We start from the raw sequence: 26,392 nt of genomic DNA, 5'->3' as shown, positions 1-26,392 counted from the left end.
ACACCATGGAACAGAACACCTTCGACGCGGGCGCGGAGTTCGACCGCCAGGTCGCCACCCTGGTCGGACTCGGCTACCCGGAGCAGGCCGGGCTCGACGCGGAGCGGTTCGAGAAGTCGCTCGCGCCGTTGCGCGCGGTCGCGGTGGAGCACGGCACGGACCCGGGCGACCCCGGGGCCGGCCGGGTGCCCTTCCTGCTCGTGCCCGGCCGCGGCACCGCGCCGATCGAGTGGGCGATGACCCGCACCGCGCTGTCCGGCGGCCGCAAGCCCGGATTCGTGGACCATTCCTTCGAGCCGGGTGCGCTGGAGCGGTTCACCGCCACCCCCGGGAGCGCCCCTCCCGACGGGGACGCCCACCTGGTGTTCGGCGTCGAGCGCGGTGAGGAGTTCTGCGGCGCGGTGCCCGCCGAGGCCATGGCGGTCATCGACGGGCGGGGCCGGAGCACGCTCACCATCGAGGAGGGGGTCGCCCTGGTCACGCAGTTCCCGGAGGTACTGGTCAAGAACAAGTGCTTCTCCCTGGGCGGCTCGCGCTGCGGCGACCGCCGGGTGCCGGCCCTGTGGATCAGCCAGCGGGCCCCCAAGCTCGGCTGGTGCTGGGAGGGCAACCCGCACACCTGGCTCGGCATGGCCTCCGCGGCCGCGCGCCGCGGGGCCTGACCGGGTGCGGGCCCGTCCGGGCCCGCACCCGGCGGGTCAGAGGTCGACCCGGAAGAGGGTGGTGGTGCCGGAGACCTCGTTGGCGACGGCCAGCAGCGGCGTCCCGGGGATCGGCGAGTCCCCGGCCGCGATGAAGGTCAGGCCCTCGGGGCCCAGGTCCAGGGCCTCGGGGGTGCCCGGCTCCGCGGAGAAGTCGCGGTTGTTCACGTAGTCCACGAAGGAGGCGTCGGCCGGGTCGGTGACGTCGTAGATCATGATGCCGCCGACCCGCTCCAGGCCGATGAAGGCGTAGACGCGGCCGCCGACCTCGCCGAGGGTGAGGCCCTCGGGCTCCGGGCCCTTGTCGTCGCTGCGGCCGTCGAACTGGTTCTCGGTGTGGTTCGAGTTGAAGAAGTCCGGGTTCTCCTCGGCGATGACGCGCTCGAACTCGGAGCCGGAGTCGAAGACCAGGTCGCCGCCGGTGGTGAAGATCGAGAAGGAGCGGCCGCCGAAGGAGTACAGCTCGTCGTGGCAGTCCTCCCCCTCGCGCAGGCCCTCGGCGGCCGAGACCGTCAGGCGGCCGAGGGCCTCGTCGCGCTGGAAGTCGGCGGTGGTGAGGCCGTTGGCGTCGAGGTAGGGCCGCAGGCGCGGGGAGTCCTCGCACAGTTCGAGGTCCTTGACGCGGGCCTCCTCCGAGTAGCCGTCCCAGTCGCGGACATCGCCCTCGTTGGCGGTGACCAGGAGGCTGCGGCCCCGGTGGCGGTACATGTCGAAGCCGTCGGGCTGGTACATGCCGTACACCGGGACCCCGCGCAGGTCGATGCCGCCGTCGCGGTTGGAGGGGTCCAGTTCGTTGCCCGGCTCCAGGTGGTCCTTGACGCCGAACGGGACGATGTCCGTGACCTCCGCGGTGCGCAGGTCGACCACCGCGAACGCGTTGGCCTCCTGGAGCACCACGTGGGCGCTGTAGGCGGTGTCCGCGACGATGTACTCGGGCTCCAGGCTGCGGGCGACCCGGCCCGGGGTGCCCGGCTCCCCGGTCGACAGGTCCGGACCGAACACCCGGACCCCCTCGGGGAGCTCGCGGTCGCCGTCCCAGGCGCGGAAGTCGGCGGTGCGCACGTCCCGCTGGGTGACCGCGGCCGGACGGCGGTTCACCTTGACGATGCTGACGGAGCCCTCGGGGTCGACCGTGTAGTCGTCGTTCGGCTCGCCCTCGTTGGCGACCAGGAGGAGGCGCCCGTCCGGGGTGAAGGTCGCCATGTCGGGCAGGGCGCCCACGCGCACGGCGTTGAGGGCGTTGCCGCGGGTGTCGTAGAAGACCACCCAGCCGGGGTCGGTCTTGTCCGCGGCCTCCACGGCGACGGCGACGGTGTCGCCGTGGACCGCGACGGAGTTGGCGACCGCCCCCTCCTCCACCACGGAGCCGTCGGCCGCCCGGACGCCCGGGGCGACCAGGTCGAAGAGCTTGACCGGCGCGGCGGGGTCGGAGATGTCGAGGACTTCGACGGTCGCGGCCAGGGCGTTGACCACGTACAGGCGCTGGGTGCGCGGGTCGTGGGCGACGATCTCGGCGGACGCCTGGTCGAAGGCGCCGGTGGAGTAGGTGCCGAGCGGGGCGAGGGGGGCGCCGTCGGCGCGTTCGCCTGCGTGGGCCGCCGTGCCGGTGAGGGCGACGGACAGGGCCGCCGCCACCGCCGTGGTCTTGCGCATGGTGGTTCCTTCCGGGGGACGGGCGCGGACGCGCCCGGCGGAAGCCAACCAGGTACGTCCGAACGGCCGGTGTCGCCCCGGTGAAGCGCCGGGGGTCAGGACCAGGTGAGACGGCGGGCGGTGGAGGTGTCCTCCAGCGGTGAGGCGCCGTAGTGGGCGGCCAGCAGGGCCGCGCCCGGTTCGGTGGAGGTGCCGATCGCGCGGGTCGGGGCGATCCAGTGCCCCCAGGCGTCCTCGAATGCCCGGAGGTGGGCGCGGTTGCGGCCGAACAGCGCCGGGACGACGTGGTGGACGACCGGGTTGTCCGGCGGCGTTCCGTCGAGGAGGGCGCGGGCGTTCGCCTCCGTGGGGGCGGGCGGCAGCGGCCGGGGGATCAGGTACCCGGGTTCGCCGAAGACCGGGCCGAGCAGCTCCTCCAGGGCGGTGGCGAAGTCCTCGGCGGCGTCGGGGAGGGTGAACCGGTACACGCCGTCGGTGTCGATGTGGACCCGCACCCCCGAGGCGCCGGTCGCGGAACGCCCCATCCCCCGGAGGGTGTCGGCGACCGCGCAGGCGTAGTCGACCGCGTCGTCGGGGCCGGCCGCCTCGGCGATCAGTTCGCGGGCCCGGCGCACGCGGGCGGCCCCGCGGACCCGGAACAGGACGGGTATCACGGCCGCGGTCGCCGCCGCCGCGAGCAGGAACCAGAGCGGTGCGATCCCCGAGAACACGACCAGCAGGACGATGAGGGCCGCCAGGGGCAGGACCGCGCCCGGGAACCGGGCCGGCAGCGCCCCGGACAGGCCCGCGCCCGGCAGGAACACGCCCCGGTCCCCCGGCAGCACCCGGGGCGGGTCCGGCAGGGCGACGTCCACGCCGCGGACGGCGGGGGCGTGCCGCCTCCGCACGCGCAGGGTGGGGACCAGGGAGTCCTCGTAGGGCTCGCCGAGGCGCCAGCGCTCGCGGGTGAGGTCGCGGCGCCCGATCCGGTCGAGCATGCGGCGGTTCAGCCCGCCGGGGTCGTCGGGCGGCGCGTACGGGGACAGGGAGGGGTCGATGTGGGCGACGCCGCTCATCACCTCGCCGTCGGCGTCCACGCCCAGGTAACCCTCGTGCTTGCGGACGAACCGGTCCCAGTCGGCGTCCCCGCGCGGGTGCTCGCCGGAGACGCACACGACCGTCCAGGTGTGCGCGGTCTTCTCCGGCCAGGACGGGTCCAGGCGCAGCGCGCGTCCGCGGCTCTGGACGACGGCGGTGGGCGTGGTCGCGGTGGTCAGGTCCACGACGGTGTTCACGCCGCGCGCGTCCCAGCCCTCGCCGAGCAGGGCGCGGGTGCCGACCAGGACGCGCGAGCCGCCGGACTCGAAGAACCGGGTGACGGCGCCCACCCTGACGCGGGGCGACCAGGAGCCCTCGATGTCGCACAGCCCGTCCGGGCGGTCGACGGCGGCGAGGTCGGCGCCGGGGAGTTCGGCGCGGGCGTACTCCAGGAAGACCATGGCCGTGCCCGGCGCCATGGCCACGGTGCGGCCGGTGAGCAGCACCGGGTCGAGGAGGTCGGTGCGGGGGTCCCCGGCCAGGGTGGTGAGCTGGAGCCGGGCCGACCCGGCGTCGGCGTCGAGGATGCCGCGCAGGGCGGCGGGCGGCCGGGACGAGGCGTGCTCGTGGTCGCACAGGACGAGGGCGCGCAGCCGCTCCCCCAGGGCCGCGTTCTCGGCGGCGAGGATCTCGACGGTGGCGTGGGCCTTGGAGTCGCTGCGGGCCAGCACCCGGTCCACGGGCGAGACGCCGCGCCGGACGCCGTTGCGGGTGAGGTGGTGGCCGATCGCGGGCAGGGCCGCGCGCAGGCGCTCGCGGGCCTCGCGGTCACGCTCGGAGGCGGTGTCCGGGGGCAGGCAGCGCTTGGCGTAGTCGTCGATGAGGGCGATCCAGTCGGCCGCGGTCGGCGGGCGGCGGTGCGCCTCGAAGGGGCGGGCGCCCTCCGGGAGGTCGCACAGGCCGACGTGGTGCAGGCGCAGGACGGCGTCGGACAGGGCGGGTTCGGCCGCGGCGATCCGCGACCAGGGCACGCGTCCGCCCTCCGCGGCGTCCCGGTTCACGAACCGGGCGTCGATCCAGGGCAGCAGGTCGGTGGTGGCGAAGCCCGGCGTGAGCAGTTCGTCGCACATCCGGGAGAAGCGCTCGCCCTGGTCCTTGAGGTAGGCGAGCTCGGTGGGCGTGGGCGTGGTGAGGTAGGCCAGTTCCGCGAAGGGGGCGAGGTAGCCGGCGCGGACCAGGGCGGGGATGGAGGCCCCGGTGACGGGCTCGCCGAAGAGGCGGTCCACCAGGGCACGCTCGGCGGCGGTGAGGTTCGTGGCCGGGGTCCCGGTCAGGCCGATGACGTGGGCATCGGGGAGGTCGTCCAGGACCTCGGAGAGCAGGCGCCCCCACACCTGGAGCAGGTGGTGGCACTCGTCGAGCAGCACGGTGAGGGGGCCGGCGTCGTGCAGGGCGTCGACGAGCGCGCGGCCGTTGGGGTGCAGCCGGTCGCGCACGGAGGCGCGGCCGCCGCCCTCCTCGTCGGTCTCGGCGTCGGGGTCGAACACCGCCAGGGACTGGTAGGTCAGGACGGTGACGTGGTGGGAGAGGTCGCGCTCGACCCCGGCGGTGCGGTCGTCGCCCTCGGGGCGCAGGGAGTCCCAGGTCCGGATCCACTGGCCCTGGATGGCGGTGTTGGGCACGAGGACGACGGTCCGGCGGTCGAGACGGCGGGCGGCCGCCAGGCCGACGAGGGTCTTGCCCGCGCCCGGCGGGAGCACGATCCACGTGCGCCGCTCCCCGGCGTCCCAGCGCGCGGCGACCGCCTCCAGCGCCTCGCGCTGGTAGGGCCGGAGGTCGGGGGGGTCCGTGACTGAGGACACCCGTCCACGGTAGCGGCGGCACGCCCCGCCCACGGGGGCGAGGGGTGGCGGTGGCCGCCGCGGGTCCGGGACCGCGGTGCCGGAGACCGGCGTTCCCGCGCACACGTCGCGGAGGACCGCCTCGGGGCCGCTCAGGGACCCGAGGACCCGGGATGGCCGACAGGGCCGGGATCAGCGGGCGGCGGCGTCGCGGACGCGGTGCCAGGCGGTGACCCAGCGGCGGCGTTCGGCCTCGTCCTCGCCGGCGCAGGCGGTGACGAAGGCCATCAGGAACACGTAACGGGGCAGCCGGTCCCCCTCCAGGACCTGGCAGAAGGTGGAGTGCTTGACGGCTCCGCCGCACAGGTACTCGAGCTCCCGGTAGGACCAGTCGCCGGCCCACACCACGTAGCGGCGCATGGTGAGGAGGAACTCGGCGGTGGTGCGGGCGTGCAGGGGGTTGGGGCGGTGCTCGTACCCGTCGATGTCGCGCAGGGGGCGCGAGCGCTCGACGGGGGCGGCCACGGGGGTGGAGAGGAGGCGGTCCAGCCATCCGGTGCCGTTGAGGGCGCGGTTCGGGCCGGTCGGTTCAAGGACGCCCGTGGGGGTCACTCCGCCTCCATTTCTTGTTCCGAGAAGGATCGTCAATCGCTGCTTCCGTGCAGGGGACACCTGGGGGTGCACAAGTGAACAGGGGGTTCAGAGAGAACACCGAAGCCGTGCGAGGACGTTGTGGAGTAACCCCGACTGTTCGGTTACCGGGAAATCTACCGGATGAACACGACAGGCGAAAGCGCCTGTGGCGTGGGCGTCCCGGCGTTCTCCGCCACACAGAGGTGTGACGCGCGGGGATCTCTACGGAGGCTCGGGAATTTTTCTCGACAAATCCATCAAATGTCATCTGAATCGCCGGGAGAAACGTCGTTGACGGCCAATGGGCGTGACGCACTTCCCACCTGGTGACACCACTCCCCGCCCCCAGGGGCCACCACGAGAGATATCCGAATACCCGGATTAAGGCCAACCGAAATAGCGATTGTGAGGCCCGGGAGGCGGTCCGCCGCCGGAGCGGCCGACGGGACCGGGGCGCGGACGATGCCTCCCCCGCACCCGTGGGCCGTCCGCGATCGCCTAAGGCGCAAGGCTCTCCGGTGCCCAGGACACGACGGTCGCGTCGTCGCGGACCTTGCCGCGGGGGTGGGCGCGCCCCTGCGGGTCGGCGTCCTCCAGGGCGCGCACCCGCTCGATCAACGCCCCCGGCCCCTTGTCCGAAACCAGGGAGAAAGCCTGTCCCCAATCCAGGTCGCCGAAGACCTCCACCGCGCGGGTGGCACCGTCGGTCATGAGCGCGAACCGGTCCAGGCGGGCCGTCCCGGTGAGCGCCTCGTCGGCGGCCCGCGGGTCGGAGCCCGCAGTCCAGAACCCGCCGGGGACACCGCGCAGCGCCCGGATCGCCCCCGCCGCCTCACCGCGGCTGCGCAGCTCGGCCCGCAGGACGTCCAGCCGGGTGTCGGCCACCAGACCGACCCCGTCCACCTCCCGGAGCACGCCGCTGCGCGCGTCCGGCCCCGGAGCCCGAACCGATCCGGGCTCCGGCACGCCCCGACCGGGACGTGGATCCGGCGCCGCACCGGCGGGAGCGCGCGGCTCCGGCGGCACGCGCACGGAAGCGCGCGGGTCGGACTGCGCGCCCGGAAGGGGGCGGGGGTCGGCGACCAGGAGCACGGAGTCGGACAGCACCAGGTACTCCAGCCACCCGGGCCCGGCCGTGCCCTCCGTCGGGAGCGCCCCGGTTCCGGGCATGCCGTCCGGTACCGCCGCGCCGCCCGTGTCCGGGCCGGACGGGTCGCCGCCGGGGTGGAGGCGGACGGCCACGACGGTGGCGGAGGGGGTGTCCCGGTGGGCGAGGTCGCAGGTGTCGACGTGCAGGGCGGCCGCCGCCCCGATCGCCTCGGCCAGCGCGGTGCGCGGCGGCAGCCCGGCGTCCATGCCCGCCAGCAGCAGGGCGCCCAGCCGCCGGACGTGCCGGGCCACGCCGTGGGAGCAGCCGTCGTCGCCGTCGGGCGGCCCGCTCACCCCGTCCAGCAGCACCGCGCAGTGCGCGGACACCGCGGCGAAGTCCTCGTTGGGGCGGTCGGCGCGGCCGGGCGCGGTGGCGATCAGGAAAGGCATCACGGTTCCCTTCGCGGACCGGGCGGTCCCTCCGCCCGCAGTCTGCACTCCTTCCCGCGGACGTCGGCGGCCACCGGTGGGATGGGCGACCCCGGACGGGCGGTCGCCGCAGGTGGGTCCCCGGGGCGGGGCGGGCCCGCCCCGGGAGGCGGTCAGCGGACGACGACGGTGGTGCCCACCGCGATGTGCCCCTCCTCCCGCAGCCAGTCCATGGCCGACAGGCTCACCCGCGCGCAGCCGTGCGAGGCCGGCTGCGCCGGCACGCTCGGGTACCCGTGGACGGCGATGCCGCCGTTGAAGTACATCGGCGCGTACAGCGCACCGTAGGGGCCCGGGTCCCAGCCGGACACCTGCCGGAACACCGTGTAGGTGCCGGTGGGGGTGACCGCGATCCGCTCGGAGCCGTCGGAGCCGAGGTAGGGCCTGCCGGATCCGGTGGAGGTGTTGAGCGTGTACTCCACCTCCCCGCCGGAGACCACCAGCAGCAGCTGGCGCTCCAGGTCGATCTCCAGCGCGTCACCGGAGGAGGTCGCCGATGGTCGGACCCCGTCGGCCAGGGCGGCCCGGGTGTCGGGGCCGACCACGCCGTCGCGGTCGATCCCGGCGGCCTTCTGGAGGGCGAGCACGGCCTGGGCGGTGTGGGGCCCGAACTCGCCGTCGGCGCCGTCGAGCCAGTAGCCGAGGTCGAGCAGCTGCTCCTGGAGCGCCGCGACGGCCCGCCCGGAGTCGCCGTTGCGCAGCTCGCGGACGGCGGCGTCGGCGGGCGGAGGGGCGAGCAGGAGGGCGCCCAACAGCGCGGCGGTCAGCACCGCCAGGAGCCGGGCCGGTCGTCGGAGGAACGGGACGGAGGGTGTTCGGGGGGTTGCCATACGTCTCTTTTACCCGCCTGGGGCGGATCATGGGGGATTTTCCACAGCCTGTGGAAAAAAGCGCGGGCCCGAAACCGGATCCCCGGCCGCGGGCCCGCGTTCCGCCGCGGGGGTCAGATGAAGTACGAGCTGCGCACCGGCCCCGGCGTGTCCGCACGCCAGCGCCGGCCGGTCCGCGCCCACCCCCCGGCCACGGCCCCGACGAACCCGGCGAGCACGTCCACCGTGTCCGGCGGCCCCTCCTCGCCGTTCTCCCCGGTCACGGCCTCGGCGGCGAGGACCTCCTCGGCCAGCTCGGCCTCCGGGCGCCCGTCCGCCGGGACCGTCTCCACACCGCGGGAGGGGTCCTGCACGTCCACCATCCGCATCCGCTCGCCCCACGGGCGGTGCACGTTCTGGTGGAGCAGCGTCACCACGTCGGCCGCCGGGCCCTCGGGGCGGACCCAGCTCGCGGCGTGCTCGAAGAGGATCTGCCCCTCGGGCCGCTCGAACAGCGCCCCGCGCAGCTCCGGGTCGGCGTCGTCGAGGTCGTAGGCCACCACCAGCGCGCCCGGCCGGGACGGGTCCACCGGCAGCAGCGGCAGGCCGAGCAGCCGGGACGCTGCCAGTCCCAGGACCGTGCTGTCCCGGTCGGGCAGCGCCATGACGCCGTCCACCGCGCGCCCGGCGGTCTCCAGCACCAGCCGCAGCCGTTCCAGCCCGGTGCGGCAGTACGAGTAGTCGTCCGAGACGAACGCGTAGCGCCCCCGCATGGGCTCCTCGAACCCGTGCGGGGACAGGTGCGCGACCACTCCCCCGTGCAGCACGAAGTGCCATCCGCGCAGGTCGGAGCCGTCCAGCGGGCCGACGGCGGCGGCCACCGCGGCCCGCTCGGCCATGGCCGCGACCCGGGCGCGGGCCGGGCCCCAGTCCGGGTCCTCGGGTTCGGGCAGGTCCGCCAGGGCCTCCCGGGCCCCGGCGAGGTCCCCGGCGGCCAGGGAGTTGTAGGCGATCAGGTACCGGCCGGGCCAGGCGGGCAGCTCGCCGTCCCACCCGCGCAGGGCGTCGGCGGCCTCCCGGTGCCGGTGGGAGTCCTCCAGCGCGGAGGCCAGCTCCCACAGGACCGGCAGGACGTCGGGGGCCAGGCCGCGGGCCCGGCGCAGCGCGGGGACGCCGACGAAGGGGATCCCTGACCCGGTAGCGGCGTATCCGAAGTCGTAGAGGGCCTTGGGGCCGTCGATGTCGGCGAGCAGGTCGGCGGCGGCCCCGGCCAGGTCGTCCGCGCCCAGGGCGCGGGAGGCGTCGCGCACCAGCGCGACCAGGTCGGGCAGCGGCAGGTCGTCGGCGTACGGGCGCAGGGAGAGGACGGCGCGCGAGGGCTCGCCCTTCGCCAGGCTCGCCCGGGCGGCGGCCAGCGGATCGTTGTCGGTCATGCTCCTCCAGGGGGTGGGGCGGACCCGTGCGGCCCGCCCCCGGTGCGACGCGCTCGCGGACCCCCTGGTTCTCATCCGCCCCCTCAGGCGCCGCCGGTCCGGCTGCCCAGGGTGGCGGCGACCTGTGCGAGCGCCCGGCAGCGGGCGAACTCCACCGGCGTGAACGGTGTTCCGGAGCGCCGGACGACCAGCACCCGGCCGTCGGGGGCGGGCAGTGTCATCACGGTGCCGGACAGGTCCTCGCGCCCCAGGCCGGCGGGCGGCGCGTCCGCCGTCTCGACCACGCGGGCGGCGGCCAGGGACAGCAGCGAGTCCTCCAGGGTCGTGTCCCCGGACACGAGCGCCCCGACCAGGGCCAGGGTCCGGCTGGTGGTGTCGCTGAGCTCGTGCGGGTCGGCGGTGCGCACGATGGCGTCGCGGCCGCCCGCCTCCCGGACGGCGGCGTGCAGGGCGTGCGCCCCCACCCTGGCGGGCGCGCTGACGAAGAACTCGTCGACGGCCTCGGCCCCGGCGGGGTGGACGTGCATGAGGCGGATGTCCACGCCCAGGGCCGCGAACCCCGCGGTGAGGGCGGCGAGCCCGCCGGGGACGTCCGCGACGGTGACGCGCACGCTCCACAGGCGGTCGCCGAGCGGCTCGTGGACGGGTGCGGCACCGTGCGGGCGGCGGGTCTCCACCCGGTGCGCGGCCGGGGCCGCGGGCCTCCGGTGGCGGTACCAGCGGTGCAGGCCGGAGGCCAGGACGAGCAGCGTCCCGACCGCGAGCAGGGCGCGGGCCCCGTCGTCGCTGTGGCCCAGGGAGAGCACCACCAGGTGCGCCGCCCCGGCGGCGGTCAGCAGGACCCCGAAGTCGAGGGCCTCCCTGCCGAGGAAGCCGGTGCGCCGGTCGTCGGTTCCGTCGTGGGCATCGGTAGCGTCCATGGGTCCGACGGTGCCAAGCCGACGTTGCGCCCGTGCTCCGTCCGATGACGGGGCGGTAAAGGCGGGGCGTGAGTCCCGTCACCGCCCCGCCCGCACCGCCGGTCCCGCGTGAGCGTTCTCCCTGCTCAGTCGGACTCGATCAGCCCGACGACCTCGATGTCGATCCGGACGACCGGGAGTCCCAGCCGGTGTTCCAGGATGTCGCGCACGGTGCGGCGCACGTCCTCGGCCGCCCCGGCGATGGGGGTGCCGTGGGCGACCCGCGCCGTCAGGGAGACCGCGAGCCCGTCCGGCCCCCGCTCCACCCGGCAGCGGCCGACGAGCACCCCGGGGACCCCCCGGGACGCGTAGCGCGCCATGGCCGCGACGGCGGACTCCCGTATCCGGGTCGTTCCGGGGCCGGGTCCGCCGAGCAGCAGCGAGCGTCGGTTCCCGCGTTCGGCGCGGATGGCGCGCATGACGTCCTCGACGAGCCCGGCGGGGGCCTTGACCGCCTCCGTCTCGGGCTCGCGCAGCGCGGACACCAGCGGGGCGAGGTCGCGCGCGGTGGCCTGGCAGTGGGGGCAGCGGGCCTCGTGTTCGGTGGTGCGGCCCTCCATCAGGTTCCGCACCAGCACGTCCTCCTCGTTCCCGCAGGGGAGGAGGCCGTCAGCGCCGTCGTCGGGCGGTTCTAGCGCCATGGTGCAAGAGCCTTCACGAGATGGGTGCGGGCGCGGTGGATCCGCCCACGCACGGCGGTCGGGGTCGCGTCGACGACTTCTGCTATCTCTTCATATCCCCATCCTTCCATTTCCCTCAGGACCCAGCAGGTGCGCTGTCCCGGGGGCAGTCCGGCCAGGGCCTGCATCAGCGCGCCCCGCAGGTCGCCGGCCAGCGCCTCGGCGTCCGGCCCGGCGTCGCGGGGGTCCGGCGCGGCCTGCTCGTCGATCGGTTCGGTGTCCGCCCCGGAGCGCAGGAGGTTCAGGGCGCGCCGCCCCGCGATGCGCTTCAGCCAGGGGCCGAACGCCCCGGGGTCCCGCAGTTCGGGGAGTTTGCGCCAGGCCGTGATGAGGGCCTCCTGGGCGGCGTCCCGGGCGTCGCCCGGGTCCCTCAGGATGCGCAGCGCGATGCGGTAGACCGCGTCCTGGTGCCGCGTCAGCAGGATCTCGAACGCCGTGTCGTCGCCGTCCTGCGCACGCTCGACCAGGACGGCCTCGGGGACGGCGTCCTCCGGCCCGGCCGGTGCCGCGGACTCCTCCCGGAGCTCATCTGACACGGATCACCCACTCACGGTATTCGGACAGGTACATTCAGTATCCATTCCAGCACTGAAAAAACGTGATCCGCATCACGTGAAATCCACCGTGAGCCCAGCGCGGGCTCCCGTGTCTTCACGGACGACGGCACCGGAACGGGCGTGCCGCACACGAGGACACGGAGGACCGGCCATGGGAGAAGCCAGGACACCGACCCGGCGGGAGGCCCCGGCGAACGCGCCCGGGCGGGCCGGGGACGGCGCGTCCCCCGCGCCCGGCGGCCCCCTCCCCCGTCCGGCGGACGCGGTGACCGGCGCGAGGCTGCGCCTCTCCCGCCTCCGGTCCGCGGCGCACCGCGTCGCGGCCCCCGGCGCCCCGCCGCGCTGATCCGGCGCCGTCGGCCCGAGCACGAACCCGAAGCAGAGCCACCCGAAGCAGGAACAGAAGCAGAGACAGAGGAGACGGACATGGCAGCCGAGAACCCCCAGGGCACCGGAACCGCCGGCACCGACCTGCGCCGCGTCACCACCGCCACGGACGGCGACGCGCAGGGCCGCACCGTGATCGCCGACCACGTGGTCGCCAAGATCTCCGGCATGGCCGCCCGGCAGGTCCGCGGCGTCCACCGGATGGGCGGCAACGCCTCCCGCGCCTTCGACGCGGTCCGCGAGCGCATCCCCGGTTCGACCTCCTCGGCCGCCGCGGACCGGGGGGTCGCGGTCGAGGTCGGGGAGCGCCAGGCGGCGGTCGACATCAACCTGGTCGTCGAGTACGGCGCCGTCATCCCCGACCTGGCCGCCGAGGTCCGGCGCAACGTGGTCTCGGCCGTGGAGCGGATGACGGGGCTGGAGGTCACCGAGGTGAACGTGGCCGTCGACGACATCCACCTCCCCGGCGAGGGCGAGGACGCCTCCGGCAACGAGCCCCGTGTGCAGTGAGGGGCCCGTCGTGACCACCCGTGAGACCGAGCACGAAGACCGGAGATGAGCAGTCATGTGGCCGATCGTCGGACTCGCCTTCGGCGTCGTCCTGGGACTCACCGCCGCGTTCGGCGGGTTCTGGGCGTTCCTGCTGGTCCTGCTGTTCGGGGCGCTGGGGTTCCTCCTCGGCAGGGCCTACGCGGGCGAGGTGGACCTCGCCGCCCTGTTCACACCGAGGGACCGGAGGGACGTGCGGTGAGCGCGCCCACCCCCGGCCGGACCGTCGTCGCCGACCGCGTGATCGAGCGCCTGGTACGCCACGAAGCGCTGCGCCACGAGGCGGTGCGCCCCCTGGAGGGGGCGCTGCGCGGTGCGATCGCGGGCTCCCCGGTGCGGGTCGAGGTGAGCCGCGGGGGCTCTCGCGTCGCCCTGCGCGTGGAGGTCGCGATGGCCTACCCCCGCCCTTTGGAGGCGGCCGCGGCGGACCTGCGCGTGCGGCTCGTCGCCGCGGTGGAACGGACCACGGGACTGCGCGTCCACACGGCGGACGTCAGCATCGTCCGCCTCGTCCTCCCACCGGTCGTTCGCTGACACGGAAGGCCTTCCATGTGTCCCGAGAAGAACTCGGAGAAGAACTCCGAGAAGAAGCGGTCCCGGTCCGCGCGGCGCACCGCGCTGCGCCTGCTGCGTCCGCGCCGGACCGGCACCGCGGTGCTGTGCGCCGTATCCCTGGTCCTGGCCGGGGCGGCGGCGGGGGCGGTCGCCCCGGCCCGGGCCCTCGTTCCGGACCACCCGGCCGTCCGGACCGTCGGCGACCTGTCCGCTGCGGTGTCGGGCGTCGGCGCGACGGCCGTCCTGTCGGCCGCCGCGCTGGTCGTCGGCACCGCCCTGGTCGTGTCCTCCCTCGCGCGCGGCGGCCGGGGGCCGCTGGCGCTGGTGACCGGCGACCCGCTGTTCGTGTGCGGCCTCACCCGCGGCGCGGCCGCCCGGCTGTTCGCCGAGGAGGCACGGGAGGTGGACGGTGTGAGCGGTGCCCGCGTGCGGGTGGGGAGGCGGCGCGTGCGCGTCCTGGTCTCCACCCGTATGCGGGGGTCCTCCGGCGCCCTGCGCGGCCGGGTGGAGGAATCTGTGCGCCGCAGGGCCGGGGAGCTCGGGGTGCTGCCCCGTCCGGCGGTCCGGGCGCGCGTGCGCGAGGTGGGTCCGGCATGACGGCGATCCGTGAGAACCGTACGCAGGAAGAGGGCCGCGTGCAGAAGGCGGTGAGCGCGGAGCGGGGGCCCGCGCGCCGCCCCTTCCGCGGGGCGACGCGCCGGTCGCGCCTGAACCGCGCGCTCTCGTTCGCCCTGGGTGCCGCGCTGATCGCCGCGGGCGCCCTGGGGGCCGCCGGGGCCGCCGCCCGGGCCGGCCTCCCCGCGGCCGGGGGCCTGGACCTCCGGCCGCGGCTCGCACCACCGGTCCCACCGCAGCTGCTGCCCTACGCCGTCGCCGCCGCCGGGCTGGCCGCCGTCCTGCTGGGCGTGTGGTGGCTGCTGGCCCAGCGGGACACCGGGCGGCTGCGCCGGCTGGTGCGGGGCGCGGACTCGGCCGCGGGCCTGACCGTCCTGTCCGGGAACGCCCTGGGGGACGCGGTGGCCGAAGCCGTGGAGAGAGTGCCCGGGGCGGTGCGGGCGCGCGCCCGGCTCCACGGTCCGGAGAACGCCCCGTGGCTGCGGCTGGAGGCGGTCGTGTCCCCGGACACCGATCTCCGCGAGTTCCTGGACGGCTGCCGGGAGACGGCGGTCGAGCCGCTGCGGATGTCCCTGGGCGTCCCGGCGGTGCCGACGCTCGCCGTGGTGGCGGTGGGCGGGGAGTCCACCAGAAAGGTGCTGTGAACAGCGGTGATGCAACCCCCTCGCAACCCTTGGGCGACTATTGGTGAACGTAAAATCACCGTCCGAGGTAGATTTTTTTCCTCCGAGGGGGAAAGTGAACTAGATCACATAGATTAGGGCGTGAGTTGATCAAGCCCGATCTCGTCCTCAGGACGAGCGGCAAGAACAGAGTGACGGAACACGGGAGATCACATGAGAATCCCTGCCGGGCTCACCTCGACGGGCATGACGACCAGCACCACGGCCTCCCCCATCCCGGAGGCCGAAGACATCGGAACGACCACGGGGCGGAGCGAGGACACCCCCGCCACCGTGCTGATGCGGGCGCCCCGCTTCACCGCCGCGACCGGCGTGTTCGCCGTCGTCGGCGTCGTGGCCGGGTTCACCGTGGTGGCGGTGCTCCTCCTGGCGCACCCGACCCCTCCCACCCTCCTCGGCGGCTTCGGACCGGAGGCGGTCTGGACGATGCCCGCCACCGCCGTCGCCTCCGCGCTGGGGCTGACCTTCCTGATCGCCGCCTTCCTCGCTGACCGGCGCGCGGAGGAGGACCTCCGCCACTCCTTCCGGGAGCGGGAACCCGGGTCCCCCGAGGGACCGGACGGCACACGCACCGCGCCCTGACCCCGGCCTCCGCCGCGGCGACACCGGCCGCACCGGGTCCCGCCCCGACACCGGGGGCCGGGACGGGACCCGTCCGCCCCTTCCCCGGCCGCCGCGCGGACGTGTTATGTTCACCCTTCGCGGCGACCCGGACCTGAGCCCCTCGCGCGTCAGGGACGTGCCGGACACACCGCGCCTTTCGGGCGCGAAGTTCCCATCCAGCACGTAGTGCACACAGAGCACGTCCCAGGGGGTCTTCCTTCGTGCGCGTCTATCCGGCCGTGTACATCAGAGGGCTGCGCAGGTACTCCACCTATCGCGCGGCCACGATCGCCGGCATCTTCACCAACTCCGTCTTCGGCTGCATCAACGCCGCCGTCCTCCTCGCCCTCTTCTCGGTGCGCCCCGAGATCAACGGGTACGACGCGGCCGACGCCGTCACCCAGGTGTTCGTCTGCCAGGCGCTGATCGCGACCGTCGCGATCATGGGTCCCCCGCTGGACCTGGGCGAGCGCATCCGCAGCGGGGCCGTCGGCACCGACCTGCTGCGCCCGGTCCCGCTGCTCGGCTGGTGGCTGGCCGAGGACCTGGGCCGGGCAACGTTCAGCATCGTCTTCCGGGGCGTCCCGACCTTCCTCGTCGGGGTGCTCCTGTTCGACCTGCTGCTGCCGGGGACGCTCGGGCACTGGACGCTGGTCCTCGCCTCCGTCGCCCTGGCCGCGGTCATCGGGTTCGCCCTGCGCTACCTGTACGAGGTGGCCGGGTTCTGGATCCTGGACACCCGGGGGATCTGGGCGGTCGTCGGCCTGGTCGGCCCGGTGGCCGCCGGGATGCTGCTGCCCCTCCCCCTCTTCCCGCCGGCCGTGGCCGACGTCCTGCGCGTCCTGCCCTGGGCGGCGACCGTCCAGATCCCCGCCGAGGTCATGCTGGGCAAGGAGAGCCTGCCGGGCGGGACCGCCGTAGGCGGACTGGCCCTCCAGGCCGGGTGGGCGGCCGCCCTGCTGCTGCTCGGCGCGTGGCTCACCTCCCTCGCCACCCGCAAGGTGGTGGTCCAGGGTGGCTGACCTCCTCCCGCGCACCCCCGACCGGCCCGTCGAACGCCTGACCCGGCCGGTCCGCACCTACCTCCTGCTGGCCTGGACCTGGAGCCGCGCGCTCGCCCAGTACCCGGCCTCCCTGGCCCTGATGACCTTCGGGACCTCCCTGGGCGCGATCGCGGAGATCTCCGCCGTGTTCGTCGTGTTCGGGCACGCCGGGGCGCTGGACGGCTTCTCCCTGGCCGAGGGCCTGCTCATCGCGTCCCTGTCCAACCTGGTGTTCGCCACCGCCGACATGCTCATGGGCATGGTGGAGGGGCTGGGCCAGCACATCCGCAACGGCTCCCTGGACGTCATGATGGTGCGGCCGGTCTCCCCGCTCATCCAGATCGCCACCGACCGGTTCGCGCTGCGCCGCCTGGGCCGGGTGGTCCCGGCGACCGTGGTCATGGGGGTGGCGCTGTACCACTGCGACATCGACTGGACCCCCGGCAAGGTCCTGATGCTGCCGGTCCTGCTGGTGTCGGGGGTGGCGATCGCCGCCGCCGTCTGGACCGCGAGCGGGTGCCTGCAGTTCTTCGTCGCCGACGCCCGCGAGGCCGCCAACTCCCTCACCTACGGCGGGCAGGCGCTCACCGAGTACCCGCTGTCCATCTACGGCAAGGGGGTCGTGTACGCCGTCACCTTCACGGTCCCGCTGGCGTTCGTCTGCTGGCAGCCGGTCCTGTACCTGCTGGACCGCCCGGACCCGACCGGGCTGCCCGGCCTCCTCCGCTACGCCCCGCCGTTCGTCGCCGCCCTGTCGTGCGCGGCCGCCGCCCTGCTGTGGCGGCTGGGCCTGCGCCACTACCGATCCACCGGGAGCTGAAGATGACCCGCGCACACTCCGACGAGACCGTCATCGAGGCGGTCGGCCTGAGCCGCGACTTCGTGCTGTCCGAGGGCCCGCTGTTCCGCCGCACCAGGCGCACCGTGTCCGCCGTGCGCGGCATCGACCTCACCGTCAGGGCCGGGGAGATCGTCGGCTACCTGGGCCCCAACGGCGCGGGCAAGAGCAGCACCATGAAGATGCTGACCGGCATCCTCTCCCCCACCGCCGGGCGCCTGCGGGTGCTGGGCGTGGAGCCGTCCCGGGAGCGGACCCGCCTGGCCGCCCGGATCGGGGTGGTGTTCGGCCAGCGCACAACCCTGTGGTGGGACCTGCCGCTCAAGGACAGCCTGGAGCTGACCCGGCACATGTACCGGGTGCCGGCCGCCGACCACGCCCGGCGGCTGGCCGAGCTCACCGAACTCCTGGAGCTGGGGCCCTTCCTCCGGACCCCGGTGCGCCAGCTCAGCCTGGGCCAGCGGATGCGCGGCGACCTCACCGCCGCCCTCCTGCACGGGCCCCGGCTGCTGGTCCTGGACGAGCCCACCATCGGCCTGGACGTGGTGAGCAAGTCGACCATCCGCGAGTTCCTGCTGCGGCTGAACGCCGAGGAGGGCACCACCATCCTGCTCACCACCCACGACCTGGGCGACGTGGAGCGCCTGTGCGAGCGGGTGGTGGTGATCGACCACGGCTCCCTGGCCTACGACGGCGACCTGGACGGACTGCGCGCGGCCGTGCCCACGCCCCGGGTGCTGGTGGTGGACCTGGCCGAGCCCGCCCCGCCGCTGGAGGTGGCGGGCGCGCGGTGCGTACGGACCGAGGGGCCCCGCCAGTGGCTGGAACTGGCGGACAACCCGTCGGCGGTGATCGGGCGGGTCGCGGCGGGGCACGACATCGCCGACCTGACCCTCCAGGAGCCCGACATCGAGGGCGTGGTGGCGGCCCTGTACCGGGGCGCCGAACCGCGGCCCGCCTGAGCCGGACCCCGCCGGGGCGCCGCCGACGCCTTTCGTTGGCGGCGCCCCGGGCGTGTCGGCCGTCGCCCGCGGTGACGAAAACCCGCCCCGCGGGCGGCAGCGCTTTCGTTGCGTAGTTGCGTCACCGCCCGAATGCGTCACCCTCCACGGCCGGGAAGCCGACCGTGACGGTGAGGCCGCCCCCGGGCCGTTCCCGCGGTTCAGGCCCCGGGGACGGCCCAGGGGTCCACCGGGACCCCGCCGGTGCGGTAGCCCCGCTGGTCCAGGCGCTGCCCCAGGAGCTTGGCCTGCCACAGGCCGATCGCCCGGTCGCCCACGACCAGTTCGGGCACCACCCGCATCAGGTCGGCCTCGAACCTCTGGGAGTCCTCCACCGACCGGCTCCACGCGGCGATCAGCAGGTTGTGCCGCCCCGTCACGCCGGCGCACAGCCGCACCTCGCGCATGGCCGTGATGCGCTGGGCCGCCTCGGTGATGGCGTCGGCCGGGACGCCCGCCCACAGCAGGACGACGGACGGCCAGTCCGACAGCGGCCGGGCCACCTCGCAGCGGGCCTGCACCATGCGGGCGGCGAACAGGTGGCGGACCCGGCGCCTCACCGTGTCGGGGCTGCTGTCGCAGCGTTCGGCCAGGGCGGTGTACGGCATGCGCCCGTCCATGGACAGCTCCACCATGATCCGGCGGTCCAGCTCGTCGGGCAGGTCCGCGGCCTCCACCGGGAACGCCTCGGCGGACAGGCGCTCCACCTGGGCGGGGGTGAGCGCGCGCAGCCTCCAGCGACTGCCCTCCGTGAAGACCGCCCCCGCCAGGTGGGTGCGGCTGGCGCGGACCCCCTCCATGGTGTCCAGGGAGCCCACCACCCAGCGGGACAGCGCCCCCACGTCCTCGGTCATCACCGTGAGCAGCAGGTCCCGGTCCCCGGTGACGTGCTCGACGGTGGACACGTGCGGCAGCTCCGTGAAGGCGCGGGCCACCGGCAGCAGGTGGCCGCCGACGCAGTCCACCTCGATGAACGCCAGGCAGCCGCCCGCCCCCGCCAGCGCGGCCCCCGGGTAGCAGGTGATCCACGCCGCCCCGGAGTCCCGCAGCCGCTGCCAGCGCCGGGCGACCGTGGCCGCGTCTACCCCCAGGACCCGGCCCAGCACGGTCCAGGAGGCGCGCGGGGAGATCTGGAGGGCGTGGACCAGCTGCTGGTCCACATCGTCCAGGATGCGGTTTTCCGGCATGGATCTCCCCCGACCTGCGATTTTCCGATGAAATCGGCGCCCCTACAGGTATACCGCCCCATCCTGGCCCGGTCGGAGAACGTGAACGACGGGGGGACCCGAGCATGCGGATGGTGGAACGGGCGGAGAAGCACCGCGAGGACCTGGTGGAGCTCCGCCGGGCCCTGCACCGCGAACCGGAGATCGGCCTGGCGCTGCCGCTGACCAAGGCCAAGGTCCTGGCCGCCCTGGAGGGCCTGCCCCTGGAGATCACCGAGGGCCGGGCGCTCGGCTCGGTCACCGCCGTCCTGCGCGGCGGCCGCCCCGGAGGCGCCGTCCTGCTGCGCGGTGACATGGACGCCCTGCCGGTCCGGGAGGACACCGGCCTGGAGTACGCCTCCCGGTTCGACGGCGTCATGCACGGCTGCGGCCACGACCTGCACGTCGCCGGCCTGGTGGGCGCCGCCCGGCTGCTGTGCGAGGTGCGGGACGAGCTGCCCGGCGACGTGGTGTTCATGTTCCAGCCCGGCGAGGAGGGGCACGACGGCGCCCGGATGATGATCGAGGAGGGCGTGCTCGACGCGGCGGGCAGGCCCCTCGACGCCGCCTACGCCGTGCACGTGGCCGCCAACATGCTGCCCGCGGGGTTCTGGGCGACCAAGCCGGACGTGGTCATGAGCGCTTCCGACGTGCTCAGGGTGACCGTGCGCGGCGAGGGCGGCCACGGCTCGTCGCCGCACCGGGGCAAGGACCCGGTGCCCGCCGCCTGCGAGATGGTGCTGGCGCTGCAGAGCCACGTGACCCGCACCTACGACATCTTCGACCCGGTGGTCGTCACCGTGGGCCGCCTGGCCGCCGGGACCCAACAGAACGTGCTGGCGCACGAGGCCGAGTTCGAGGCGACCGTGCGCAGCTACTCCCCCGCAAACCAGGAGCGCCTCAGGGAGGCCCTGCCCGCCCTGGTCCGCGGGATCGCCGCGGCCCACGGGCTGGAGGCCGACGTGGAGTACCGGGTGCTGTACCCGGTGACCGTCAACGACGCCGCCGAGGCGGCCTTCGCCATGGACACGGTGCACGACCTGTTCGGCGGGAACGCCGGGTTCGTGTCGCCGGTGCCCGCCTCGGGTTCGGAGGACTTCTCCCTCGTACTGCGCGAGGTGCCCGGGGCGATGCTCATGCTCGGCGCCACCCCGGCCGACGCCGACCCCGGCTCCGCGCCCGCCAACCACTCCCCGCAGGCCCGCTACGACGACGCGGTGCTGCCCGCCCAGGCCGCGCTGCTGGCCGAGCTGGCGGTGCGCCGCCTGTCGCGCGGCGACGCCTGACCCCGGCCGCCGGCCCGCGGCCGTGCGCCGTCCCGCCCATCCCCTCACCCCGTACGGAAGGCCTGCCATGAGCGTTCCCCCCTCGTCGCCCGACAGCACGGCGGCGCCCGGTGCCACCACCGGTGTGGTGGCCGTCGTGGGCCTGCTGGTGTTCTTCGAGCTCACCAGCGGCCTGCTCCAGGGCTCCATCACCCCGCTGCTGCCGCCTCTGCGCGAGGAACTGGACATCTCCGGCGCCGACCTGCACTGGATCCACGCCGTGCAGTACCTGTCGGCCGCGGTGAGCGTCCCCGTGTTCGGCCGCCTGGGCGACCTGTACGGGTACCGCCGCATGCTCCGGGTGTCGCTGGCCTGTATCGCCGTGGGCAGCGTGGTCGTCGCGCTGGCGCCCACCCTGGGCGTGCTGCTGGTGGGCCGGGCCCTGCTGGGCCCGCTGGCCGCCCTGCTGCCGCTGGAGATCGGGCTGGTCCGGGACCGCCTCTCCCCCGAGCAGGGGCGCAGGGCCATCGGCATGCTGGTCGGCTCGCTGACCCTGGGCTCGCTGCTGGGGGTCCTGCTGGTGGGCGTGCTCCAGACCGCCCTCGGCGACGTGCGCGTCACCCTGGGGATCCTGGCCGTGCTGGCCGCGGGCTGCCTGGCGCTGTCGTACTTCAAGGTGCCCGAGTCGCGGAACCGGGCCTCGGGCCGGATGGACCGGGCGGGCGGCATCCTGCTGGGCCTGGCGCTGGTCAGCCTGCTGGGCGGCGTGTCCCAGGGCAACGAGCTGGGGTGGACGTCGCCGGTGGTGCTCGGCGGCGCGGTGCTGGCGGTCGTGCTGCTGGTCCTGTGGGTGCGGGTGGAGCTGCGCAGCGAGAACCCGCTGGTGGACGTGCGGGCCGTGGCGCACCCGCGGATCGCGCCCCAGTACCTGGGCGGGTTCACGCTGGGCGTGATCATGCTCGGCGGGCAGAGCATCGCGGTGACCTACCTGTCCAGCGACCCGGAGCGGACCGGCTACGGGTTCGGGCTGGACGTGATGAGCATCGGCCTGGTCATCGCGGTGCCGACGGTGCTGGCGTTCATCGGGGCGAGCGGCATCGCGCCGATCGCGACCCGGCTGGGGTACCGGCGGACGGTGGGCCTGTCGTTCGTCCTCATGGCGGCGGGAACGGTGGGGCTGGCCGCGGCGTGGGCGTCGCTGCCCGCCTTCGTCTCCTGCTTCGCCGTGGCCGGGCTCGGGTTCGGCCTGGCGCTGGGCGCCCTGCCCACGGTGATCGTGGAGGACAGCGCCGAGGACCGCTCGGGCAGCGCGACCGCGTTCTACAACAACCTCAAGACGCTGGGCGGCAGCGTCGGCGGGGCGCTGACCGCTTCGCTGCTGGGCATGCTCCTGATCCAGGGCACCGACCTGCCCTCACTGGACGCCTACCGGGCGGTGTGGGGGATCAGCGCCGCCCTGGCGGTGGTCACCGCCGTCCTGGCCGGGCGGAGCGGGCGGGCCGGGCGGCGGGTCGGGGCCGACGCCTGACCCGCGGCCCGACGGGCCCCGGGACCGCGTTCAGGGTCCCGGGGCCCGTCCCGTGTGCGCGGATGAAGAAAACCTCATGTGCGTTTCATCGCGCCTTCGCCCCGTCCGGGCAGGCTCGGGGAGTATGAGATCACCATGGGTGTTGCCGGCGGCGGTGGCCGCCGTCGCGGCGGTCCTGCTCGGGGGGGCGGGGCTCGCCTGGAACCTGTCGTCGGGTGACGCCGCCCCGGTGCCCCCGGGCGAGGTCGTCGTGGGCGAGTCCCCCGGCGCCGTGCCCGAGGCCGAGGTATCGGCGGGAGGGGATAACGTCGTTCCGCCCCCACCGCCTGTGACCGACCGGGAAGAGCCGTCCGAGACGTCCGCGCCGCCGAGCGAGGAGCCGTCCCCGACCCCCTCCCCCACAGCCTGCGTCGGCGACGACGATGACGGCTGCGACGATGACGACGACGGGGACGACGATGACGACTGACGGGCCCGACTCCCCCACACAGGACCTGGGCACCGACGCCCACCGGGTCCACCGGGCGTCCTCCGGCAACACCGCGGTGTTCCCCACCATGGTGCTCCGGGACATGGCGGCCGAGGAGCACCACGGGCACAGGAGGATCCTGCCGGCCCGGCTCATCATCATGGCGTGGGTGATCCTGCTCATGGCCCTGACCCTGGCCCTGGTCGTGCTCGTCACCTGGAGCGCGCTGAACGGCGGGGTGGGCGACCGGGCCGACCGGGCCCTGGAGCAGGAGCTCGGCGAGTTCAACGAGTTCGCCAGGGTCGGGAAGGACCCCGACACCGGGGCCGCCTTCACCGAGGTCTCCGAGCTCATGGAGGTCCACCTGGCCCGGCAGTTCCCGTACCCGTCGGAGATCCTGTTCGGCTGGGTCGAGGGCTCCTCCGGCCCCGCGGGCGCGGCCCCGGGCGGGGGCGCCGCCGGGGGGACGGCCTCCCGGGAGGCCGGGCGCATCCGCCAGGCCCAGGAGCCGCTCTTCGACGTGTCCGCGGACCCCGAACTGGTCGCCGAGATCCTCGACGACCCGAACGGCCGCGGCACCCTCCAGACCCCGGCGGGCCCCATGGAGTGGGTCAAGGTCCGGGTGCGCTCACCCGACGCCGCCGGGGCGGACGGCTGGTTCGTCACCGGCTACTTCACCGACCCCGACCAGGAGTCCGTCGCCGAGACCGTGCGGACGATCGCCCTGGTCAGCCTGATCGGCCTGGTCGCCGCCGGCGGCGCCGCCTGGTGGGTGGCCGGACGCATACTCGCCCCCGTCAGGCTGGTGCGCCAGACCGCCGCGGAGATCACCGAGGAGGACCTGACCCGGCGCATCGAGGTGTCCGGGCGCGACGACATCGCCGCCCTGGCCCAGCAGTTCAACAGCATGCTGGACCGGCTGGAGGGGGCGTTCACCGAGCAGCGGCGGTTCGTCGACGACGCCGGGCACGAGCTGCGCACCCCCATCACCATCGTGCGCGGGCACCTGGAGCTCATGGGCGACGACCCGCAGGAGCGGCGCGAGGTGATCCGGCTGGTCACCGACGAGCTGGACCGCATGGGCCGCATCGTCGAGGACCTGCTGCTGCTCGCCAAGTCCCAGCAGCCCGACTTCGTGCGCGCCGAGCCCGTGTCGCTGGCCGAACTGACCAGCGACATCGACGCCCACGTGCGGCGGCTGGGCGACCGCGACTGGCGGCTGGACGCCATGGCCGAAGGGGACTGGCGGCTCGACCCGCAGCGCGTCACCCAGGCGATGGTGCAGCTGGCGGCCAACGCGGTCCGGTACAGCGAACCCGGGTCCACCATCAGGATCGGGTCCATGGTCGACGGCCCCGACGTGCTGTTCTGGGTCACCGACCAGGGCCCCGGCATCGCCCCCGAGGAACAGGGGCGCATCTTCGGCCGGTTCTCCCGCGGCGGGGCGGCCCGCGCGGGCGGGGGCGGCGCCGGGCTGGGCCTGGCGATCGTCCGGGCCATCGCCGAGGCGCACCGGGGCAGGGTGGACCTGCGTTCGACGCTCGGCCAGGGGTCCACGTTCACCCTCGTCATCCCCCAGGGAAGGGAGCAGCTGTGAGCCGCATCCTCATCGTCGAGGACGAGGAGAGGATCGCCTCGTTCATCCGCAAGGGGCTGACCGCGGGCGGGTTCACCACGACCGTGGTGGGCACCGGCGCGGAGGCCGTGGACTACGCCGTGAGCGGCGGGTTCGACCTCATGCTGCTGGACCTGGGGCTGCCCGACACCGACGGGTTCGACGTGCTGCGGCGGGTGCGCTCGATGGGGGTGGACACCCCGGTCGTGATCTTGACCGCCCGCGACGGGGTGCGGGACACGGTGACCGGCCTGGAGATCGGGGCGGACGACTACGTCACCAAACCGTTCCGGTTCGAGGAGCTGCTGGCACGGGTGCGCCTGCGGATGCGCCGTGAGCGGAGCGGCGAGCTGACCGTGCTCCAGGCCGGGGGGCTGGCCCTGGACCTGAGGACCCGGAGGGTCGCGGTGGACGGCGACACCGTGGACCTGACCGCGCGGGAGTTCGCGCTGCTGGAGCTGCTGATGCGGCACCCCGGACAGGTGCTGAGCAGGCAGCAGATGCTGTCCCACGTGTGGGGTTACGACTACGATCCCGGGTCGAACGTGGTCGACGTGTTCGTGCGGGCGCTGCGCCGCAAGGTGGGCTCGGACCGGATCGTGACGGTGCGCGGCATGGGGTACCGGCTGATGGACTGAGGCCGCCGGAGGCGGGGCCGGAGATGGGGCCGGGGACGGGCGTCCCCGGCCCTTCGCGCGTCCGGGGCGGGGTGGACGGCGGGTGGCGGACCCGTGTCCCCCGCATGAGGATTCCCTCATGCGGCGCTCATGACCGCCTCACCCGTGCGGCACACGATGGTCACCATGTTCTGGTTCGCGTTGGCGATCGACATGATCGCGATCACCCTGCTGTCGTACGTCCTCTACTTCCGCCGCCACGGCCGGCGGGACCTCCTGCTGGCCTACGTGGCGCTCAACACCGGCATCTTCGCGGTGGTGTCGATGATGACCGGCCAGGAAGTGGCGCTGGCGGTCGGGTTCGGGCTGTTCGGCGTGCTGTCGATCCTGCGCCTGCGCTCCGACCTCATCAGCCAGGGCGAGATCGGGTACTACTTCACGGCCATCGCGCTGGGGCTGATCAACGCGGTGGCGATGTCGGCGCCGTGGGTGCTGCTGGGGCTCAACGCCCTGCTGCTGACCGTGATGTACGTGGGCGACCACCCCAGACTGCTGTCCCGGCACGAACGGCGGATGCTCACCCTGGACGCGGTGCACGAGGACCCGGTGGCGCTGCGCCAGGACCTGGCCGCGCGGCTGCGCGCGCAGGTGACCCGGGTGGACGTGGTCGAGGTGGACTACGTGCGGGACCTGATGGTCGTGGACGTGCGGTTCCGGGTCCCGGCGCCGGGCGCGGCGCCCGCCCGCAGCGGCGCGGCCTCCCGGTGGGAGGGCCGATGAGCGCTCCGGCGGGGCTGCCCGCGCTCTCCCTGGAGGAGATCAACGAGCGTGCCGCGCTGGTGACGCGGACCTGCCGCAAGTACCTGGTGCCGGAGGAGGTGGTCGACGACCTGTTCTCCCCCGCCCGGTTCGGAGTGCTGACCATCGGCGGACGGACGTCGTTCCGGTACTCCTCCACCTACCTGGACACCCCGGACCTGCGGTGCTTCCGAGACCACCGGCAGGGCCGGCGGCTCCGGTACAAGGTGCGGGTGCGGACCTACGAGGACACCGGGACGCGGATGTTCGAGGTCAAGCTCAAGGGCGCGCGCGGGATCACCGACAAGGTGCGGATGGAGCACGACGGCTCCCCGGAACGGCTCACCCCGGCCACCCGGCGCTTCCTGGACGACTCCCTCACCGCGTACGGGATCGAGCCGCCGGACGTGCTGGTGCCGAGCGCGGTGACGGACTACCGCCGGGCGACCGCGGTGGCCCTGTCGGGCGAGGAACGGGTCACCGTGGACACCGAACTGGTCGGGCGGCGCGGGGGCTGGTCGGTCGCCATGCGGCCGGGTCGGGCGCTGCTGGAGGTCAAGACGCGCGGCGGGCTCACGGAGACCGAGCGGCGGCTGCACGCGCTCGGGTTCCGCGAGGTGGCGTTCACCAAGTACGCGTCGACCCTGGCGGCGCTGGAGCCGGGGTTCCGCGGCAACAAGTGGCACCGTGCGATGGCCGCCTGCCTGGACCACCCGACGCTGGAGCGCGCCGCGGCATGACGGCGGCCCGTTGTTTCACG

The 26,392-nt window shown here is 74.5% G+C and carries 27 protein-coding genes and 1 pseudogene; 17 read left to right on the top strand and 11 right to left on the bottom strand.

What is annotated here, in order from left to right:
* The first annotated feature begins 5 nt into the window (after window positions 1–5).
* Window positions 6–662: a DUF5701 family protein gene (locus ABZ249_RS11825; RefSeq protein WP_355260755.1), complete on the top strand. Its 657-nt coding sequence runs from the start codon at window positions 6–8 to the stop codon at window positions 660–662.
* A 36-nt stretch (window positions 663–698) separates the two neighbouring features.
* On the opposite strand, the gene ABZ249_RS11820 is transcribed toward ABZ249_RS11825, so the two are convergent.
* From ABZ249_RS11820 to ABZ249_RS11775, 10 genes and pseudogenes are all read right to left on the bottom strand, one after another.
* Window positions 699–2,354 (bottom strand): choice-of-anchor I family protein, encoded by a 1,656-nt coding sequence (locus ABZ249_RS11820; RefSeq protein ID WP_355260752.1) that lies wholly within the window; start codon window positions 2,352–2,354, stop codon window positions 699–701.
* Window positions 2,355–2,449: 95 nt separating this feature from the next.
* Window positions 2,450–5,233, bottom strand: a complete 2,784-nt coding sequence (locus ABZ249_RS11815) for a DEAD/DEAH box helicase family protein (RefSeq protein WP_355260749.1) — start codon at window positions 5,231–5,233, stop codon at window positions 2,450–2,452.
* Between the two features lie 171 nt (window positions 5,234–5,404).
* Window positions 5,405–5,824 carry a hypothetical protein gene (locus tag ABZ249_RS11810; protein ID WP_355260746.1) on the bottom strand — a complete coding sequence of 140 codons (420 nt, stop codon included), beginning with the start codon at window positions 5,822–5,824 and terminating at the stop codon, window positions 5,405–5,407.
* Between the two features lie 519 nt (window positions 5,825–6,343).
* Window positions 6,344–7,087: a hypothetical protein gene (locus ABZ249_RS11805; RefSeq protein ID WP_355261041.1), complete on the bottom strand. Its 744-nt coding sequence runs from the start codon at window positions 7,085–7,087 to the stop codon at window positions 6,344–6,346.
* Window positions 7,076–7,384: pseudogene (locus tag ABZ249_RS11800) on the bottom strand (hypothetical protein); the annotation flags it as partial. The gene ABZ249_RS11805 and the pseudogene ABZ249_RS11800, both read right to left, overlap by 12 nt.
* Window positions 7,385–7,536: 152 nt before the next feature.
* On the bottom strand, window positions 7,537–8,253 hold the full coding sequence (locus ABZ249_RS11795) for a L,D-transpeptidase family protein (RefSeq protein ID WP_220563907.1): 717 nt from the start codon (window positions 8,251–8,253) through the stop codon (window positions 7,537–7,539).
* Window positions 8,254–8,366: 113 nt separating this feature from the next.
* The gene (locus ABZ249_RS11790) at window positions 8,367–9,665 is read right to left on the bottom strand and encodes a hypothetical protein (protein WP_355260743.1); all 1,299 of its coding nucleotides are present in this window, start codon (window positions 9,663–9,665) and stop codon (window positions 8,367–8,369) included.
* 83 nt (window positions 9,666–9,748) lie between these two features.
* Entirely contained in the window at window positions 9,749–10,585 is an 837-nt protein-coding gene (locus ABZ249_RS11785) for an ACT domain-containing protein (RefSeq protein WP_355260740.1), read from the bottom strand.
* 125 nt (window positions 10,586–10,710) lie between these two features.
* Window positions 10,711–11,265 (bottom strand): hypothetical protein, encoded by a 555-nt coding sequence (locus ABZ249_RS11780; protein WP_355260737.1) that lies wholly within the window; start codon window positions 11,263–11,265, stop codon window positions 10,711–10,713.
* Window positions 11,256–11,840: a sigma-70 family RNA polymerase sigma factor gene (locus ABZ249_RS11775; protein ID WP_355260734.1), complete on the bottom strand. Its 585-nt coding sequence runs from the start codon at window positions 11,838–11,840 to the stop codon at window positions 11,256–11,258. The genes ABZ249_RS11780 and ABZ249_RS11775 overlap by 10 nt, the downstream gene beginning before the upstream one ends.
* A gap of 447 nt (window positions 11,841–12,287) precedes the next feature.
* Between ABZ249_RS11775 and ABZ249_RS11770 the strand changes: the two genes are divergently transcribed.
* From ABZ249_RS11770 to ABZ249_RS11730, 9 genes are all read left to right on the top strand, one after another.
* Window positions 12,288–12,758, top strand: a complete 471-nt coding sequence (locus tag ABZ249_RS11770) for an Asp23/Gls24 family envelope stress response protein (RefSeq protein WP_355260731.1) — start codon at window positions 12,288–12,290, stop codon at window positions 12,756–12,758.
* 55 nt (window positions 12,759–12,813) lie between these two features.
* Window positions 12,814–12,999 (top strand): DUF2273 domain-containing protein, encoded by a 186-nt coding sequence (locus tag ABZ249_RS11765; RefSeq protein ID WP_220563913.1) that lies wholly within the window; start codon window positions 12,814–12,816, stop codon window positions 12,997–12,999.
* A complete protein-coding gene (locus ABZ249_RS11760; RefSeq protein ID WP_355260727.1) occupies window positions 12,996–13,331 on the top strand; it encodes an Asp23/Gls24 family envelope stress response protein in 336 nt (111 codons plus the stop codon). The genes ABZ249_RS11765 and ABZ249_RS11760 overlap by 4 nt, the downstream gene beginning before the upstream one ends.
* Before the next feature lie 15 nt (window positions 13,332–13,346).
* Complete coding sequence (locus ABZ249_RS11755; protein ID WP_355260724.1) at window positions 13,347–13,949, top strand: DUF6286 domain-containing protein; 603 nt, start codon at window positions 13,347–13,349, stop codon at window positions 13,947–13,949.
* Window positions 13,946–14,611, top strand: a complete 666-nt coding sequence (locus ABZ249_RS11750) for a hypothetical protein (RefSeq protein ID WP_355260721.1) — start codon at window positions 13,946–13,948, stop codon at window positions 14,609–14,611. The genes ABZ249_RS11755 and ABZ249_RS11750 overlap by 4 nt, the downstream gene beginning before the upstream one ends.
* Before the next feature lie 192 nt (window positions 14,612–14,803).
* Window positions 14,804–15,232 carry a hypothetical protein gene (locus ABZ249_RS11745; RefSeq protein ID WP_355260718.1) on the top strand — a complete coding sequence of 143 codons (429 nt, stop codon included), beginning with the start codon at window positions 14,804–14,806 and terminating at the stop codon, window positions 15,230–15,232.
* A gap of 242 nt (window positions 15,233–15,474) precedes the next feature.
* On the top strand, window positions 15,475–16,275 hold the full coding sequence (locus ABZ249_RS11740) for an ABC-2 family transporter protein (protein ID WP_355260715.1): 801 nt from the start codon (window positions 15,475–15,477) through the stop codon (window positions 16,273–16,275).
* Entirely contained in the window at window positions 16,268–17,116 is an 849-nt protein-coding gene (locus ABZ249_RS11735) for an ABC-2 family transporter protein (protein WP_355260712.1), read from the top strand. Before ABZ249_RS11740 ends, ABZ249_RS11735 begins: the two co-directional genes overlap by 8 nt.
* Before the next feature lie 2 nt (window positions 17,117–17,118).
* A complete protein-coding gene (locus ABZ249_RS11730; protein WP_355260709.1) occupies window positions 17,119–18,096 on the top strand; it encodes an ATP-binding cassette domain-containing protein in 978 nt (325 codons plus the stop codon).
* Between the two features lie 200 nt (window positions 18,097–18,296).
* On the opposite strand, the gene ABZ249_RS11725 is transcribed toward ABZ249_RS11730, so the two are convergent.
* Window positions 18,297–19,322 (bottom strand): AsnC family transcriptional regulator, encoded by a 1,026-nt coding sequence (locus tag ABZ249_RS11725; RefSeq protein ID WP_220563925.1) that lies wholly within the window; start codon window positions 19,320–19,322, stop codon window positions 18,297–18,299.
* A gap of 104 nt (window positions 19,323–19,426) precedes the next feature.
* On the opposite strand from ABZ249_RS11725, the gene ABZ249_RS11720 reads away from it, so the two are divergent.
* The 7 genes from ABZ249_RS11720 (at window position 19,427) to ABZ249_RS11690 (ending at window position 26,372) form a co-directional block, all read left to right on the top strand.
* Window positions 19,427–20,626: a M20 family metallopeptidase gene (locus tag ABZ249_RS11720; protein WP_355260706.1), complete on the top strand. Its 1,200-nt coding sequence runs from the start codon at window positions 19,427–19,429 to the stop codon at window positions 20,624–20,626.
* Window positions 20,627–20,693: 67 nt separating this feature from the next.
* Window positions 20,694–22,133 (top strand): MFS transporter, encoded by a 1,440-nt coding sequence (locus tag ABZ249_RS11715; protein ID WP_355260703.1) that lies wholly within the window; start codon window positions 20,694–20,696, stop codon window positions 22,131–22,133.
* A gap of 124 nt (window positions 22,134–22,257) precedes the next feature.
* Window positions 22,258–22,602 carry a hypothetical protein gene (locus tag ABZ249_RS11710; protein ID WP_355260700.1) on the top strand — a complete coding sequence of 115 codons (345 nt, stop codon included), beginning with the start codon at window positions 22,258–22,260 and terminating at the stop codon, window positions 22,600–22,602.
* The gene (locus ABZ249_RS11705) at window positions 22,592–24,199 is read left to right on the top strand and encodes a HAMP domain-containing sensor histidine kinase (protein WP_355260697.1); all 1,608 of its coding nucleotides are present in this window, start codon (window positions 22,592–22,594) and stop codon (window positions 24,197–24,199) included. The genes ABZ249_RS11710 and ABZ249_RS11705 overlap by 11 nt, the downstream gene beginning before the upstream one ends.
* Window positions 24,196–24,855, top strand: coding sequence for a response regulator transcription factor (locus ABZ249_RS11700; RefSeq protein ID WP_355260694.1), 660 nt, complete (start codon window positions 24,196–24,198; stop codon window positions 24,853–24,855). The genes ABZ249_RS11705 and ABZ249_RS11700 overlap by 4 nt, the downstream gene beginning before the upstream one ends.
* A gap of 165 nt (window positions 24,856–25,020) precedes the next feature.
* Window positions 25,021–25,614, top strand: coding sequence for a DUF4956 domain-containing protein (locus ABZ249_RS11695; RefSeq protein ID WP_355261038.1), 594 nt, complete (start codon window positions 25,021–25,023; stop codon window positions 25,612–25,614).
* The gene (locus ABZ249_RS11690; protein WP_355260691.1) at window positions 25,611–26,372 is read left to right on the top strand and encodes a polyphosphate polymerase domain-containing protein; all 762 of its coding nucleotides are present in this window, start codon (window positions 25,611–25,613) and stop codon (window positions 26,370–26,372) included. The genes ABZ249_RS11695 and ABZ249_RS11690 overlap by 4 nt, the downstream gene beginning before the upstream one ends.
* Window positions 26,373–26,392 lie beyond the last annotated feature (20 nt).

Origin of the sequence: Nocardiopsis sp. NPDC006139 (assembly GCF_040614155.1) — a bacterium.
Classification (GTDB): Bacteria; Actinomycetota; Actinomycetes; order Streptosporangiales; family Streptosporangiaceae; genus Nocardiopsis; species Nocardiopsis changdeensis.
The sequence above is the reverse complement of the archived record's forward strand: the minus strand, read 5'-3'. Positions and strand labels throughout refer to the sequence as shown.